The sequence below is a fragment of the Nonomuraea marmarensis genome (genome assembly GCF_043197025.1).
GTDB classification, from domain to species: domain Bacteria; phylum Actinomycetota; class Actinomycetes; order Streptosporangiales; family Streptosporangiaceae; genus Nonomuraea; species Nonomuraea marmarensis.
Genome location: NZ_JBICRM010000011.1, coordinates 66,125 through 80,309 on the forward strand (window position 1 = coordinate 66,125; position 14,185 = coordinate 80,309).

The following is a 14,185-nucleotide window of genomic DNA, read 5'->3' on the forward strand; positions in this document are numbered from 1 at the left end:
ATGCGTGACCCAAGTGCCCGACTGGCTCGACACGTTGGCAGCGCAGGCCCAGCGCACGCAGGTGCCCCACTACCTGCGGCCACCCGCGCAGGGTGGGCGGGCCGCGGCGGTGCTGATGTTGTTCGGCGAGGGGCCGTACGGGCCTGACGTGCTGCTCATCCAGCGCAGCACCCGCGGGCGCAGGCACCCGGGACAACCCGCCTTCCCGGGCGGCGGCGTGGACCCCGACGACGGGGGGCCGGTCGAGGCGGCGCTGCGGGAGGCCGAAGAGGAGACCGGGGTCGATCCCGCCGGGGTGCACGTGTTGTGCACGATGGAGGAGCTCTATCTCGGCCACAGCGACAACCGCGTCACGCCCGTGGTCGCCTGGTGGCGCGAGCCGTCGGCGGTGCACGCGGCCTCGCCCGACGAGGTCGAGTCCGTGGAGCGGGTGCCGATCGCCGAGCTGGTCGATCCGGGCAACCGGGTGATGTTACGGCATCCCAGCGGGATGGCGGGGCCGGCGTTCAAGGTGCGGGGGATGCTGGTGTGGGGTTTCACCGCGATGGTGCTGGACTCCGTGCTGCGCGAGGCCGGGCTCGAACGGCCGTGGGATCCCGCGCGGGTGGAGGACCTGCCGCCCGAAGCGGTGAACCTGGCGGCCAGGGATTAGCCGGACGACCTCAGGGCGACGCCCAGCGAGGCCCAGCCGGCCACGTCCGCGTCGCTGTCGGCCGCCAGTTGCCGCAGCACGTCCAGGCCCGCCCGGTCCGGGGGGTCGCCGAGCACGTGCTGCAACGCGTACGCGGCTCCATACCTGACCCTGGCGTCGTCGTGGCCGGCCAGGTCGATCACCGACGGGAGCGAGCGCGGGTCCGCCAGATGCCCGAACGCGATCAGCACCGAGTAGAGCACCATGGCGTCGTCCTCGCTGGCGGCCAGGTAGCGCAGCACCGGCAGCGTACGGTCCACGAACGGCTGCAACATGCCCATGATGTCCACGCCCAGCAGGCGTTCGGTGACGCTGTCCGCGGCGCACAACCGCCGCGCCTCGATGAACGACTCCAGGTCGCCCCGCTGGCGCAGCAGGCAGATCACGTGCCAGCGCAGCGGGCCGTCAGGATCGGTGTCGCGCAGAGCTGCCTCGATGAGATCGCGCACTGTTCCCTCGGCCGGCGGCATACCGCTCAAGATGCCAGGGGGGTGACGCCGTCCTGGCGGAAGACGTGCACACTTGACCGTATCGCTGGTTACCTTTGAAGCGTGCGCGGTGATCTGCTTGACCTCATATTGATCGGCCTCGTGATCGCCTTCGGCATCTCGGGTTACCGGCAGGGCTTCATCATCGGGGCGATGAGCTTCGTGGGGTTCGTCGGCGGGGCCGTGCTCGGCGTCTTCATCGCGCCGCCCATCTCCAAGACCGTCGTCGACGGCGACACGCCGCAGGCGCTGCTCGCCATCGTGATCGTCTTCCTGGCCGCCACCATCGGCCAGTTCGCCTCCTCCACCATCGGCGCCGTCGTGCGCAGCCACGTCACGTGGGAGCCCGCGAAGGTGGCCGACGCGGTGGGCGGCACGTTCGCCAGCGCGCTGTCCGTGCTGGTCATCGCCTGGCTGATCGGGTCGCTGATCGTCTCCACGGCCTTCACCCCGCTCGTCGACCAGGTGAAGAACTCCGCGCTGCTGACCACGGTCGACGACGCGATCCCGCAGACGGCGCGCAACTGGCAACAGCCGTTCAAGAAGTTCATCGACCGCTCGGAGTTCCCGCCCGTCTTCGACGCCATCGGCGCGGGCCGGCTGGTCGACGTGCCACCGCCCGACCAGAGCGTGCTGCAGGGCGCCAAGCTGAGCCGGGCCCGGCGGGCCATCGTCAAGGTGCAGGGCAACGCGGACAGCTGCAACAAGCACATCGAGGGCACCGGCTTCGTCTACGCGCCGGACCGGATCATGACCAACGCCCACGTGGTCGCGGGCGTCACCCGTGACCTGCAGATCATCGACTCCACCAACACCCCCCGCGCGGCCACGGTCGTGCGCTACAACCCGCGGCGCGACATCGCCATCCTGTACGTGCCCGGGCTGGGCCTGCCGCAGCTCTCCTTCGACGGCGACGGCGAGCGGGGCGACAACGCGATCATCGCCGGGTTCCCCAAGGGCAAGGGGTTCACCGCCGAGCCGGCCAGGATCGGCGACGAGCTCGGCGCCGAGGGCCCCGACATCTACCGCGAGAACACCGTCACCCGCCAGGTCTACGCGATCCGCGGCCTGGTGCTGCCGGGCAACTCCGGCGGCCCCCTGCTCACGGTGGACGGCAGCGTCTACGGCGTGATCTTCGCCGCCGCGATCAACGAGGAGGAGACCGGCTACGTCCTGACGGCCGAGGAGGTCGCTCCCGACGCCGCCCAGGGCCGAAACGACACCACGCCGGCCAGCACGCAGGAGTGCGACTGAGCAAGTGCCCCAGGAAGCCGCGCTAGCTCGGGAGCTTCTCCATGATCAGGGCGATGGCCTGGTCGGGGTCGCTGTCCTGGCTCAGCCCGGAGGCCGCCTTGCCGACCGCGTCGTACGCACCGCCGTACCCCTGAGCCTTGGCGGCACCCCGGCCGAAGAGGGTCAGCGCGCCGCGCCCGTTGCCGCGCTGGAGGTGCGTCAGCCCGACGCAGATCTGCGCGAGCCCCTGCCACAACTCGCGCTCGTCCTCCGGCGCGCATTTCCAGCGGCCCTCGAACACCTCGTGCGCGTTGAACGGCATGCCCTCCGCCAGGAAACGGCGGCCGTCGGCCAGGGCCTGTTCCGTGGTGGGCGCGTAGTCGTCGGGGACCCTCGCCACGCCGGGCGAGCCGTAGGGGAGCGGCCTGCCGTACGCGTCACGCGGCCTGGCGTTGCGCGGCCGGCCCTCGGGATCGCGATCTCTCATCGGTCGGGCTCCGGATCGGCCAGCCAGCCGAGCAACTCGGTGTCGAACACGTCGGGAACCTCCTCGTGGGGGAAGTGGCCCGCTCCTTCGAGCAGCCGCCACCGGTAGGGGGCCGCCACGTATCGGCTCGAACCCTGCGCCGTGCGCGGCAGGACACCCGGGTCGAGCGCGCCGTGCAGGTGCAGCGTAGGGGCCTCGACCTCGGTACGCATGGCCCTGGCGTACCGCCGGCCGTCTGGGCGCAACTGCGAGCGGCCGAACCAGCGGTGGTATTCCAGCGCGGAATGCGCCACCGCCGGGATCCCGAACGCCTCCCGGTACGTCCGCGCTTCCTCGGCCTCCGGCCAGCCGGGCCGCGACCACTCGTCCAGCAGCCGCCCCACCAGCGACGCGTCGTGCCGCGTGAGCCTGCGCTCCGGCAGCAGCGGGAGCTGGAACCCCAGCGCCTGCCTACTGGCCTTGAGCTGCCCGAACGGGTCGGTCAGCAGCGCGTTGCGCAGCCGGAGCGGATGCGGCGCCGACACGGCCACCAGCCGGCGCACGCACTTGGGGTCGAGCACGGCCATCGTCCAGGCCAGCAGCCCGCCCCAGTCGTGCCCGACCACGATCGCCCCGGTCTCGCCCAGCGCCCGGATCAGCCCGGTCGCGTCGGCGGCCAGGGTGGGCAGGTCGTAGCCGCGCGGCGGCTTGTCGCTGCCGCCGTAGCCGCGCAGATCCGCCGCGACCGCCCGGTATCCGGCCTTCGACAGCGAGGTGAGCTGGTTGCGCCAGGTCCACCAGAACTGCGGGAACCCGTGCAGCAGCAGCACCAGCGGACCCTCACCCGCCTCGACGACGTGGAAGCGGGTGCCGCCCGCGTGCACCGCGCGGTGCGTCCAGGGCCCCGGGATCTGTACGACGGACTCGTCAGGTGCCATCGCGGGTCACCGGCTCGCGATCAGGCCGGACCGCTGGAAGCGCGGGCTCCTCGGGCGTGGCGATCTCCTTGAGCCCCTTGATCGACCTGGCCGTACGCTTCATCCCGGCCAGGCCCTTCAGCCGCCGGATCCCGATGAACACCAGCAGACCCGCGACCAGCAGGTAGAACACGGTCACGATGAGGAAGGCCAGCCACTGAGGCAGCCACTGGGCGAGCACGTACGCGATCGTGAACGAGGCGAGGATCAGACACAGGTGCGCCATGAAGGCGGCCGCGGCGAACAGCCCGCCGGCCATGCCGACCCGCTTGGCGTCGAACCTGAGCTCGGCCTTGGCCAGCTCGATCTCCGAGCGGACCAGGGACGAGATGTGACTGCTCGCCTGGGCGACCAACGAGCCCAGGGATTCTTCCTCGGGAGTCTGCGGCATGAACGTCTCCTATCGAGGCCTGGCGGCCGTGTCAAACATCATCCAGCGCAATGCGCCGAGCCGTACTGACAACCAGGCGCCGCCGAACACGCCGGGGAACTTACCGAGTCCCGCCGTCACTCCCAGAACTACCCGATCGGACAAGATAGCGCCCGCGCTCGACGCGTCCGACTACAGGCCCCCGTAGCCATATAGGCACATGCCCCAATTTATGGGGACATGTGCCTATATGGGTGGATTTATTCCTCGGACTTGGCCGACGGGAGCTTCTCCGAGATGAGGTTCATCACCGTGCTGTCGGCCAGCGTGGTGACGTCGCCGACGCTGCGGTTCTCCGCCACGTCGCGCAGGAGGCGGCGCATGATCTTGCCGGAGCGGGTCTTCGGCAGCTCGGGCACCACCAGGATCTGGCGCGGCTTGGCGATCGGGCCGAGCGTCTTGGCCACGTGGTTGCGCAGGTCGGCGGCGATGTCGTCGCTCTCCTCTGCCGTGCCGCGCAGGATCACGAACGACACGATGGCCTGGCCCGTCACCGGGTCGGTCGCGCCGACCACGGCCGCCTCGGCCACCTTGGGGTGGCTGACCAGCGCGCTCTCCACCTCTGTGGTGGAGATGTTGTGCCCGGAGATCAGCATGACGTCGTCCACGCGGCCGAGCAGCCACAGGTCGCCGTCGTCGTCCTTCTTGGCGCCGTCGCCGGGGAAGTAGAGCCCCTCGAACCTGCTCCAGTACGTGTCGATGTAGCGCTGGTCGTCCCCCCAGATCGTGCGCAACATCGACGGCCACGGCTCGCGCACCACCAGGAAGCCGCCGCCCCCGTCGGGGACGCTGTTGCCCTGATCGTCCACCACGTCGGCGACGATGCCGGGGAGCGGGCGCATCGCGGCGCCCGGCTTGCCCGCGGTCACGCCGGGCAGCGGGCTGATCAGGATGGCGCCGGTCTCCGTCTGCCACCAGGTGTCGACGACGGGGCAGCGGTCGTGGCCGATGTGCTCGCGGTACCAGACGTACGCCTCGGGGTTGATCGGCTCGCCGACGGAGCCCAGGATGCGCAGACTGGACATGTCGTACTTGGCGGGGATGTCGTCGCCCCACTTCATGAACGTCCTGATCGCCGTGGGCGCGGTGTAGAGGATCGTGATCTTGTACTTCTGCACGATCTCCCAGAACCGCCCGCGGTGCGGGGTGTCCGGGGTGCCCTCGTAGATGACGCTGGTGGCGCCGTTGGCGAGAGGGCCGTACACGATGTAGGAGTGTCCGGTCACCCAGCCGATGTCGGCCGTGCACCAGTAGATGTCGGTGTCCGGCTTGAGGTCGAAGACCGCGTGGTGCGTCCAGGCGGTCTGGGTCAGGTAGCCGCCGGTGGTGTGCAGGATGCCCTTGGGCCTACCGGTGGTGCCGCTGGTGTAGAGGATGTACAGCGGGTCCTCGGCGTCGTGGGGCTCGGGGGTGTGCTGGTCGCTCTGGCGGTCGACCACGTCGTGCCACCACAGGTCCTTGTCGCCGGTGGCGACGTCCTGGCCGGTACGGCGTACCACGAGGACGTGCTCGACCTGCGGGCACTGGGCGACGGCCTCGTCCACGGTCGGCTTGAGCGCTGACGGGTTGCCCCTGCGGTAGCCGCCGTCGGCGGTGATCACGAGCTTGGCGTCGGCGTCGTCGATCCGGCTCTTCAGCGCGCTCGCGGAGAACCCGCCGAACACCACCGAGTGGACCGCCCCGATGCGGGCGCAGGCCAGCATCGCGATCGGCAGCTCGGGGATCATCGGCATGTAGATCGCCACCCGGTCGCCCTTGCTGACGCCGAGCTCCTGGAGGGCGTTCGCGGCCTTGCTGACCTCGGTCTTCAGGTCGTTGTAGGTGAGGGTGCGGTTGTCGCCGTCGGGCTCGCCCTCCCAGTGGTAGGCCACCTTGTCGCCGCGTCCCTCTTCGACGTGGCGGTCGACGCAGTTGTAGGCGACGTTGAGCTCGCCGCCCACGAACCACTTGGCGAAGGGCGCGTTCCACTCGAGCGTCTCGTCCCACCGCTTGGCCCAGGTCAGTCGCTCAGCGGCCCGCTCCCAGAAGGCGAGACGGTCGGCGGCGGCCTCGTCATATGCGGCAGCGGTCACGTTAGCGGCCGCCGCCAGGTCAGCCGGAGGTGCGAACCGGCGGTTCTCCTGCAGCAGGTTGGACAGCGCCTGGGTCTCGTGGTTGCCAGGGGTCTCGGGGGCCACCTCGTGCTCCTTCTATGGCCAGATTGGATAGGTCGTGTCCCACTTCACCAGCTCACGGCCTCCACACACAAGAGGTCTAGACAGGTCTGTACCGTAGGGCCGCTCCCTGTCCTCAGGGGGACCTCAGGGGGGACCCATAAAGCCTCGACCACCTGCTGATCAGCCGGTCACACGTTTTCCTGATTTCAGGATGACAACATTTTAATAGCGTTTGTCATGCGGTCAGATAAGGCCGGTGGTGCCTCGCGGGACTTTCCGGGCGCGGCGGCACACCCCCGGCCACCAGTATCTTCGTCTGGTTGGGGGGTACCGGCGGGTAAGGTCATGTCGCGTGAGTGACCCATTGGCCGTCATCGCGCGGTTGCCCGGCGTCCCAGAGGCCGTGGACGAGGCCCGGCAGGCCGTCGACAAGCTGTACCGCCACCGTGTCCTGCGCCGGGCCAGTCCGGCGGTGTCCGCGGAGTCGTCCTTGCGCGGCGCCCGGGCGTCGGCCGCCATGGAGGGCGTGGACGTGCCCCTGGAGGCCCTGCGCCGGGACGAGATCCACGACCCGCTGGTCCAGGGGGCGCTGCGCGCGTCGGCGGAGATGGGCCGCCTGGGCTCGACCTGGCGAAAGGCCCCTCGGCAGGTGCTCGCCCGCCTGCACACCGTGGCGGCGGCGGGCCTCACGGATCAGACCGCCGCCCTGGGCCGCCCTCGCACGTCCGATGAGGCCCCGGACGCACTGGCCCTGGGCCCCGCGCCGGGTGCCGGCGAAACGGCGACCCGCATGGAGAGCCTGCTCGACCTGCTGGAACGGCCCACGAAGGCGCCGGCGCTCGTGCTGGCGGCCGTGGTGCATGCGGAGCTGGCCGTGCTGCGCCCGTTCGGTACGGCCGACGGGATCGTCGCCCGCGCGGCCGAGCGCCTGACCTTGGTCGAATACGGCCTGGACCCGAAGTCTCTGGTGGCCCTGGAGGTAGGGCACCTGGACCTGCCGTACGCCGACGGCCTGCGGGCGTACCTGAGCGGGACGCCGGAGGGCGTGGCCCGCTGGGTACAACAATGTGCCTCCGCGGTAACCCTCGGTGCACGCGAGACGACCGCCATCTGCGAGGCCATGCAAAGGGGCTGACATAGGTGCTGCTGACATAGCTGACGGCGTCTCGGTCAAGAGACGCCGTCCGCCGGTGCATCACACCGGGTTACCAAGCGTGCACCTCTATTCGTCGGAGCGGGTCAAGCCCGTCACGACGCGCCTCCCGCGGCTGGTCGCGCGTGGGTGCCCGGCTGATGCACCCGGACAAGTGGTCCGTAGCCCCTTTCTACGACGGATCCGCCCTGATGGGAACCCCTCGGACCAAGACCTTTACCCACCCGTGGACCAGGACCCCGGACCTTGGCGGCTCGACCCCCGCCAACCTGGTTACCAACCCGCGACGATCACTCTCTGTGATCGTCTTTATGTGATCGTTATGGTGTGGCGAAAAAACTTGGCGAAAATGCGAGATTGCTCCTCGACGAAACTCGAGTCGATCGGGCAGCATACGGTGGTATCGCCTGAAACTGGAGCGACTGCGCGGGGGATAGGTTTGCAAGTCCCTTGCCAGGCTCTGGTCAAGTGATGAAAGCTTTCTTCTGAAACGGGACCGGCTCTACCCCCCCGGAGCCGGACCGGTCAGGCGACCCCCGCTCTCCCCCCCGGCGGGGGTCGCCCCTTTTCCACAGCCTTGAAGCCCCGGCCCCCTGGGACTCCGGCCCTGGCGCCCAGCACCACTCCGGCCGCTTCGGCACCCCTGTCCCTGAGCATCGCCGCTCGCTCACACCCCACCGCGCCGCCGCACCCCGTGCGCTGCACTTCCGCGGTTATCCACAGCCCAGCCACACCCACCACCGCACAATCCCCAGAACCCCGTTCGCCTGCCCGGCATCCCCGCCACCTCGACCAGGGTGGACCTCCCAACCCCCGCAGGGAGGCCCGACATGCACCGTCCCCTGGTCATCACCGAGGACCACGCCCTACTGGACGACCTGGTCCGCATAGCAGCCGCAGCCGGCGCGCAACTCGACGTGGCCCACATGCCCACCCACGCCCGCCCGTTCTGGAACCTGGCGCCCCTGATAGCGGTGGGCGCCGACCAGGCGGACGCGGTGGCCGCGACATCACCCCCCGCCCGCGACCAGGTCCTCCTCGTGACCAGAGACCCGGAAGACCCGGACACCTGGCGAAAATGCGTGGCAGTGGGCGCCCAGGCCGTCGTGACCCTCCCCAATGACGAACGCCACCTGGTGGAGCGGTTGGCGGACGCGATGGAGCCCGACCCCCGCTCGGGTTCCGTGATCTGCGTGATCGGTGGCCGCGGAGGAGCAGGCGCGAGCGTGCTGTCAGCCTGCCTGGCCCTGTGCGCCTCAGGCGACCACCTCCGCACGCTGCTGGTGGACGCCGACCCGCTGGGCGGCGGCATAGACGCCCTGCTGGGCCATGAGGAGGCAGCCGGCGCCCGCTGGGGAGACCTGGTGGCCAGGGAGGGCAGGATCAGTTCCAGCGCGCTTCAAGCGGCACTGCCGTCGTTCGGGGACCTGGCGGTCCTCTCGTTCCACAGAGGTGAGGTGGCGCCGATCCCGTCCCAAGCCATGCGCTCGGTCCTGGAGGCGGGCCGGCGAGGCTTCGACCTGGTGGTCGTGGACCTCCCCCGCCACCTGGACCCAGCCGCGACAGAAGCCCTCACCAGAGCGAAGACCACGTTGGTGGTGGCCCCGGCGGACGTACGCGGCATTCTCTCCACCGTCCAGGTGCTGGGCGAGGCCCGCAAACACACCGCCGACATCCGCGCGGTCCTCCGCCCAGGGGTCGTGGACGACGAGATGGCCGCGTCCTCGCTGGGCATACCGTCCGCCGGCGCCCTCCCGGACCAGCCAAGGCTCACCGCCACCCTCAACCGCGGCGAGCTCCCCAAACTCGGCCCCCGCACCGTGCTCGGTTCCCTGTGCACATCCCTCCTAAGAGACCTCCTGCCAGCATGAGCGCAACCCACTCGGCCGTGTCCCCGGAGCTGGTGGAGGCCGTCCGCGTACGCCTGGCCAGAACCGGCGTCGAACCCAGCGCCGCCCAGGTAGCAGTCGCCCTAAGAGCCGAAAAATCCGTGTACGGCGACGCGGAGATCCTGGCCGTGGCCCGGGCCCTCTGTGCCGACCTGATAGGCGCGGGCCCACTGGAGCCGCTCCTGACCCGGCCGGACGTAACAGACGTCCTGGTCAACGGCCCACGCGAGGTGTGGATAGACGACGGCAGCGGCCTACGCCGAACCTCGGTCACCTTCGCGGACGACGGGGCCGTCCGCAGGCTGGCCCAGCGCCTCGCCGCCGCCGCGGGCAGACGACTGGACGACGCCTCCCCGTACGTGGACGCCAGGCTCGCAGGGGGAGTCCGCCTCCACGCCGTGCTCCCGCCGATCGCCTCCGGCGGCACCTGCGTCTCGCTACGCCTGCCGCCACGCCGTACGTTCACCCTGAAAGACCTGGTGACAGCAGGCACGATCACCCCAACCGCGATCCCGATACTGACCGCCATGGTGACCGCCAGGCTGGCCTTCCTGGTGACAGGCGGCACAGGCACCGGCAAGACCACCCTCCTGTCGGCCCTGCTGTCCCTGGCGGACCCAGGCGACCGCCTCCTCCTGGTAGAAGACTCAGCCGAGCTCCGCCCTCTCCATCCACACGTGATACGCCTGGAAACCCGCCCCGCAAACCTGGAGGGAGCGGGTGGCGTGGGCCTACGCGATCTCGTCCGCCAGGCATTGCGCATGCGTCCGGATCGCCTGGTGGTGGGAGAGGTGCGAGGTTCCGAGGTGGTCGACTTGCTGGCCGCCTTGAACACCGGCCATGAGGGCGGTTGCGGCACGCTGCACGCGAACACCGCGGCCGACGTACCACCTCGCCTGGAGGCGCTCGGCTGCGCGGCCGGTTTGAGCAGAGAGGCCGTACACAGCCAGCTCGCCGCGGCCCTGGACGCGGTCATTCACCTCACCCGCGGCCGCCCGGACGGCCGGCGGCGCATAGCCGAGATCTGCCTGCTCTCCAGGACATCGGCCGGCTTCGTCGAGTCGATCCCCGCCCTGACCTTCGACGCGAAGGGCCACACCCAAACCGGCCCCGGCTACGCCGCCCTGACACGAAGAACGGGAGACGAACCCGCAAGCGAAATCCGGCAACACATCGCCATGAACCCAACGGAGACAATGCGATGACCGGTGCCCTGATAGCCGCGTTGTCCACAGCATTCGCCGTGTGGTTGTGGACGGGCCCGGACACCGCCACAACCCGTCTGACCAAGCTGACCTCAGACCGGCGACGACCCCAGTGGAGATCCCTGAGCAGGCTACTCACCCGCCCCAGCCCCGCACGCCGCGCCGACGCCTGGCGGCGAGCGTCAATCGAGTTATGCCAGGCCCTGTCAGCAGAGCTATCCGCCGGCCGTACCCCCGGAGAGGCCTTGGTCAGGGCCATTTCAGCCGTGGACTTCCCCGACCCGGAAACCCTGCGCCCGCTAGTCGCGGCGGCAAGAGACGGTGGCGACGTCTCTGCGGCCCTGACCTCCTCGGCCCCACTCCAGGGAGGCGAGGGCCTGCGTCAGCTCGCCACGTGCTGGGAGGTCGGCGTCACCGTGGGCGCAGGCCTGGCAGCCCTGGTCGAACGAGTGGCGAGCACGTTACGCCTGGCCCAGGCCCACCGCCAGGACGTCGCGGCACAACTGGCAGGCCCTCGCACCACCGCCAGAATGCTCGCCGTACTCCCAGCCCTGGGCCTTCTCATGGCCGGAGCCCTGAACATGCACCCGCTGAACTTCCTGTTCGGCAGCCTCCCAGGCCTGATGTGCCTGACAGCGGGAATCGCCCTCGACGCCTGCGGCCTGTGGTGGACCAACCACATGGCAGCCCGCGCCCAAACCTGAGAACCCAGACCGATCGGATCCCATCGATGCTCGAACTGTTGTCCACCTTGTGCGCCGGCCTGGCCGCCTGGTTGTGGTTCTCACCCAGGACACCAAGGGAACGCCTGGCCCGACTACGCCCGACGGACAAGCCTCCGCCACTAGCCGGGACGGCACCCCAAGACCACCCAAAGCACGCCAAGCAAGTCCTGGACGGAGACCCACGCCAGCCACCTTGGCCAAACCCCACCCATGAGCAGCCACGACCACCGATCACCCGCAAAACCCTGATCACTGCCACATGCGCGGCCCTGACCGCTTTCCTGATCGGAGGGAGCCCGGGAATCGTCGCCGGCCTCCTGACCGCCCCGGCGGTAGTCATATTCCTGCACAGAAGGGAACCTCAGCAAACGCGACACGACCGCCTTCGAATCGCCGCCGACCTGCCGTTCGCCGCAGACCTGATGACCGCCTGCCTACTCGCCGGACGCCCGGTGAGCGCCGCCACCGAGATCGCCGCCACCGCCATCGGCGGCCCACTGGGGCAACGGCTGACCTGGGTGAGCAGCCAACTCCGCCTGGGCGCGGACCCGGAGCCCACTTGGGCCACCCTCGCCAAGGACCCCGCCATGGGCCAACTCTCCCGAGCCATGAGCCGAGCGGCTCAAAGCGGCGCCCCTGTGGCGGACGTCCTGACCCGCCTGGCCGACGACGCCCGCGAAACCGCCAGAGCCGCATCCGTCGCCTCAGCCAGGAGCGTCGGCGTAAAGGCGGTAGCGCCTTTGGGCCTGTGCTTCCTGCCGGCATTCGTCCTACTCGGCATCATCCCGGTGATAGCCGGCCTCGCCTCCACCATCGTCCTCCCATAGAGCCGCCCGCACCCCAGCCCGCCGAATCCACAACCCAGCACCGACTCCGCCCCCGAGCCTGGCAGCCATCGTCAGGTCGGCCTTGCACTTCACGGGCTCCTTCGGCGATGGCCTGTGGGGGCGCGCTGACTCAGCAGCCTTCAGTGCGGACCAACCGAGCGCGAAGAACCGACAAATCATCATCGCCCAGCCCCGCCGCTCGAAGATGAGCCTCGACATCGAACCCGTTCAACGCGCTGATCAGAGCACCGCGGACAGTGGTGTTCTTACGAGCCAGGATCTTCCGGATCACGTCGGTCTGATCATCCATCCCCAGCGCGGTGAACAACGGAGGCAGCCGATCCGTGCTCAGTTCGTAGTCCGAGGCGATGTCGTCGGACCTGACCCCGGCAAGGGCCAGGAGCAGCATGGCGATGAGACCGGTGCGGTCACGCCCGAGGCCGCAGTGAACCAGAACCCCTCCCTGCCGCGCACGGGCGATGGCGGCAAGGACAGCAGCGCAGCGCGACGCCTTGCGCTCAAGGAACACCCGGTAATAGAGCGGCGAACCATCCAGCTCGTTCTCCCACAGGTAGCTCCAGAACGCGGTGTCTCCCGAGTCGTCCAACGGCACGTGCACGGTGGTCAAGCTCACCGGCCTGGCCAGAAGATCACCTTGGCGCTCTTCGTCGTTACGCAGATCGACAATGGTCCGTACCCCGTACCGGACCAGCGCCGACCACCCCACCTCGGTGAGTCGCTCCGGACAGTCCGAACGCACAACGGCGCCAGGCCGGATCACACCTCCAGCCGCCACCGGGATGCCGCCGAGATCACGGACGTTGAAGCACCCCTCCCAGTCGAGGTGCCGCCCGACGGGCGCAAGACGGCCTGAACCGTCAGACGCGGACCGCCCAGGTTTGGAATCGCTGCTCATATCGCATGAGACGCATGCAGCACCGATCTTGTTCTCACCGGGTGTACAAGGACCATCCGCAGTCCAGCAGCGCCCAGACACCCTTATCCACAGGCGCCCCTCAAGGGCCTCCCCAAATCCACAGAACGCCACTCGGTCCGCCGACCCGCATCGCTTCTCAGCGAACCTTGGACTCCCGCCGGACAAGACCCCGGCTCCAACCACCTGGAGGCACGATGCATAGTCCCGCCACCAAGCCAGACGACAGCAAAGCCGCCCCAGAAACCACCCACACCAAGTCGAGCACCCGCGCAGCCCACAAGATCACCCAGTCCGGCCCCACCACGTCAAGCAACCACGAACCCCGCGCAGTCACAGAGTTCGCCCCCCGAACCGCGGAGATGTCCGCGTCACCGACCTCAACCTCCACGGGACCCGCCTGGTGTAGCGCCAGCAGATGGCTCCACTACGCGGCCGTCAACCGCGAGCGCGGCATGTCCACAGCCGAATACGCAGTGGGGACCATCGCGGCCTGCGCCTTCGCCGCGCTCCTGTTCAAGGTGGTGAGCAGCCCAGAGGTCCAGGAAATGCTGACATCCCTCATCGACCGAGCACTCAAGACGACCACCGAATGACCCTCCGCCACAAGCGGACTTCCAAGAGCAGCAAGGGGCCGGCATCGCGGGGCTCGGTGACGGCCGAGACCGCCGCGATGCTGCCCGCGCTCATGGTCGTCCTGGCAGCCGCGCTGTGGGCCATCCAAGCGGTCGGCGCCCAACTGGAGTGCGTGGACACGGCCCGAACGGCAGCACGCGCAGCAGCCAGAGGCGAGCCACTGGACCAGGTTCGCGACTTCGCGCGCGCAGCCACCCGGCCAGACGCACAAGTAGAGGTGACCCGTGACCCAGAAACCACAAAAGTACAGATCACCGTTGAAGTACGCCCAGCCTGGGGCCAGTCGTTACCCGCGGTCCACGTCTCCGCCGCAGCCACCGCGGCCACCGAACCAGCCACGCACTTCAGCTCCGAGGCCGTCCAGCCATGACGCCC

The 14,185-nt window shown here is 69.4% G+C and carries 15 protein-coding genes; 9 read left to right on the top strand and 6 right to left on the bottom strand.

Annotation, left to right across the window (positions count from 1 at the left end):
• Positions 1-4 precede the first annotated feature (4 nt).
• Complete coding sequence (locus ACFLIM_RS19880; protein WP_393167475.1) at positions 5-652, top strand: NUDIX hydrolase; 648 nt, start codon at positions 5-7, stop codon at positions 650-652.
• Here the strand turns inward: ACFLIM_RS19880 and ACFLIM_RS19885 are convergent.
• Positions 649-1,140 (bottom strand): HEAT repeat domain-containing protein, encoded by a 492-nt coding sequence (locus ACFLIM_RS19885; protein ID WP_393167477.1) that lies wholly within the window; start codon positions 1,138-1,140, stop codon positions 649-651. The genes ACFLIM_RS19880 and ACFLIM_RS19885 overlap by 4 nt on opposite strands.
• A gap of 102 nt (positions 1,141-1,242) precedes the next feature.
• Between ACFLIM_RS19885 and ACFLIM_RS19890 the strand changes: the two genes are divergently transcribed.
• A complete protein-coding gene (locus ACFLIM_RS19890) occupies positions 1,243-2,433 on the top strand; it encodes a MarP family serine protease (protein ID WP_393167479.1) in 1,191 nt (396 codons plus the stop codon).
• Positions 2,434-2,455: 22 nt separating this feature from the next.
• Here ACFLIM_RS19890 and ACFLIM_RS19895 read toward each other — a convergent pair whose 3' ends face one another.
• The 4 genes from ACFLIM_RS19895 to acs form a co-directional block, all read right to left on the bottom strand.
• Positions 2,456-2,899: a DUF309 domain-containing protein gene (locus ACFLIM_RS19895; protein ID WP_393167481.1), complete on the bottom strand. Its 444-nt coding sequence runs from the start codon at positions 2,897-2,899 to the stop codon at positions 2,456-2,458.
• Positions 2,896-3,816, bottom strand: a complete 921-nt coding sequence (locus ACFLIM_RS19900) for an alpha/beta fold hydrolase (RefSeq protein ID WP_393167483.1) — start codon at positions 3,814-3,816, stop codon at positions 2,896-2,898. Before ACFLIM_RS19900 ends, ACFLIM_RS19895 begins: the two co-directional genes overlap by 4 nt.
• On the bottom strand, positions 3,806-4,246 hold the full coding sequence (locus ACFLIM_RS19905; RefSeq protein WP_393167484.1) for a phage holin family protein: 441 nt from the start codon (positions 4,244-4,246) through the stop codon (positions 3,806-3,808). Before ACFLIM_RS19905 ends, ACFLIM_RS19900 begins: the two co-directional genes overlap by 11 nt.
• Before the next feature lie 239 nt (positions 4,247-4,485).
• Entirely contained in the window at positions 4,486-6,462 is a 1,977-nt protein-coding gene (gene acs, locus ACFLIM_RS19910; RefSeq protein ID WP_393167486.1) for an acetate--CoA ligase, read from the bottom strand.
• 331 nt (positions 6,463-6,793) lie between these two features.
• On the opposite strand from acs, the gene ACFLIM_RS19915 reads away from it, so the two are divergent.
• The 5 genes from ACFLIM_RS19915 (at position 6,794) to ACFLIM_RS19935 (ending at position 12,240) form a co-directional block, all read left to right on the top strand.
• Positions 6,794-7,576 (top strand): oxidoreductase, encoded by a 783-nt coding sequence (locus ACFLIM_RS19915; protein ID WP_393167488.1) that lies wholly within the window; start codon positions 6,794-6,796, stop codon positions 7,574-7,576.
• Between the two features lie 848 nt (positions 7,577-8,424).
• Positions 8,425-9,465, top strand: coding sequence for a septum site-determining protein Ssd (gene ssd, locus ACFLIM_RS19920; protein WP_393167490.1), 1,041 nt, complete (start codon positions 8,425-8,427; stop codon positions 9,463-9,465).
• Positions 9,462-10,688 carry a TadA family conjugal transfer-associated ATPase gene (locus ACFLIM_RS19925; RefSeq protein ID WP_393167491.1) on the top strand — a complete coding sequence of 409 codons (1,227 nt, stop codon included), beginning with the start codon at positions 9,462-9,464 and terminating at the stop codon, positions 10,686-10,688. The genes ssd and ACFLIM_RS19925 overlap by 4 nt, the downstream gene beginning before the upstream one ends.
• Positions 10,685-11,392 carry a type II secretion system F family protein gene (locus ACFLIM_RS19930; RefSeq protein WP_393167493.1) on the top strand — a complete coding sequence of 236 codons (708 nt, stop codon included), beginning with the start codon at positions 10,685-10,687 and terminating at the stop codon, positions 11,390-11,392. Before ACFLIM_RS19925 ends, ACFLIM_RS19930 begins: the two co-directional genes overlap by 4 nt.
• 443 nt (positions 11,393-11,835) lie before the next feature.
• Entirely contained in the window at positions 11,836-12,240 is a 405-nt protein-coding gene (locus ACFLIM_RS19935; RefSeq protein ID WP_393167495.1) for a type II secretion system F family protein, read from the top strand.
• 130 nt (positions 12,241-12,370) lie between these two features.
• On the opposite strand, the gene ACFLIM_RS19940 is transcribed toward ACFLIM_RS19935, so the two are convergent.
• Complete coding sequence (locus tag ACFLIM_RS19940) at positions 12,371-13,156, bottom strand: tyrosine-protein phosphatase (protein ID WP_393167497.1); 786 nt, start codon at positions 13,154-13,156, stop codon at positions 12,371-12,373.
• A gap of 380 nt (positions 13,157-13,536) precedes the next feature.
• Here ACFLIM_RS19940 and ACFLIM_RS19945 point away from each other — a divergent pair, with 380 nt between their 5' ends.
• Positions 13,537-13,770: a DUF4244 domain-containing protein gene (locus ACFLIM_RS19945; protein WP_393167498.1), complete on the top strand. Its 234-nt coding sequence runs from the start codon at positions 13,537-13,539 to the stop codon at positions 13,768-13,770.
• Positions 13,767-14,180 (top strand): TadE family type IV pilus minor pilin, encoded by a 414-nt coding sequence (locus ACFLIM_RS19950; protein WP_393167500.1) that lies wholly within the window; start codon positions 13,767-13,769, stop codon positions 14,178-14,180. Before ACFLIM_RS19945 ends, ACFLIM_RS19950 begins: the two co-directional genes overlap by 4 nt.
• Positions 14,181-14,185 lie beyond the last annotated feature (5 nt).

Coding starts and splice junctions, on each gene's coding strand:
- ACFLIM_RS19895 (WP_393167481.1), bottom strand. CDS start 2,899: ATGAGAGATCGCGATCCCGAGGGCCGGCCGCGCAACGCCAGGCCGCGT.
- ACFLIM_RS19900 (WP_393167483.1), bottom strand. CDS start 3,816: ATGGCACCTGACGAGTCCGTCGTACAGATCCCGGGGCCCTGGACGCAC.
- ACFLIM_RS19905 (WP_393167484.1), bottom strand. CDS start 4,246: ATGCCGCAGACTCCCGAGGAAGAATCCCTGGGCTCGTTGGTCGCCCAG.
- ssd (WP_393167490.1), top strand. CDS start 8,425: ATGCACCGTCCCCTGGTCATCACCGAGGACCACGCCCTACTGGACGAC.
- ACFLIM_RS19925 (WP_393167491.1), top strand. CDS start 9,462: ATGAGCGCAACCCACTCGGCCGTGTCCCCGGAGCTGGTGGAGGCCGTC.
- ACFLIM_RS19930 (WP_393167493.1), top strand. CDS start 10,685: ATGACCGGTGCCCTGATAGCCGCGTTGTCCACAGCATTCGCCGTGTGG.
- ACFLIM_RS19935 (WP_393167495.1), top strand. CDS start 11,836: ATGACCGCCTGCCTACTCGCCGGACGCCCGGTGAGCGCCGCCACCGAG.
- ACFLIM_RS19940 (WP_393167497.1), bottom strand. CDS start 13,156: ATGAGCAGCGATTCCAAACCTGGGCGGTCCGCGTCTGACGGTTCAGGC.
- ACFLIM_RS19945 (WP_393167498.1), top strand. CDS start 13,537: ATGTCCGCGTCACCGACCTCAACCTCCACGGGACCCGCCTGGTGTAGC.
- ACFLIM_RS19950 (WP_393167500.1), top strand. CDS start 13,767: ATGACCCTCCGCCACAAGCGGACTTCCAAGAGCAGCAAGGGGCCGGCA.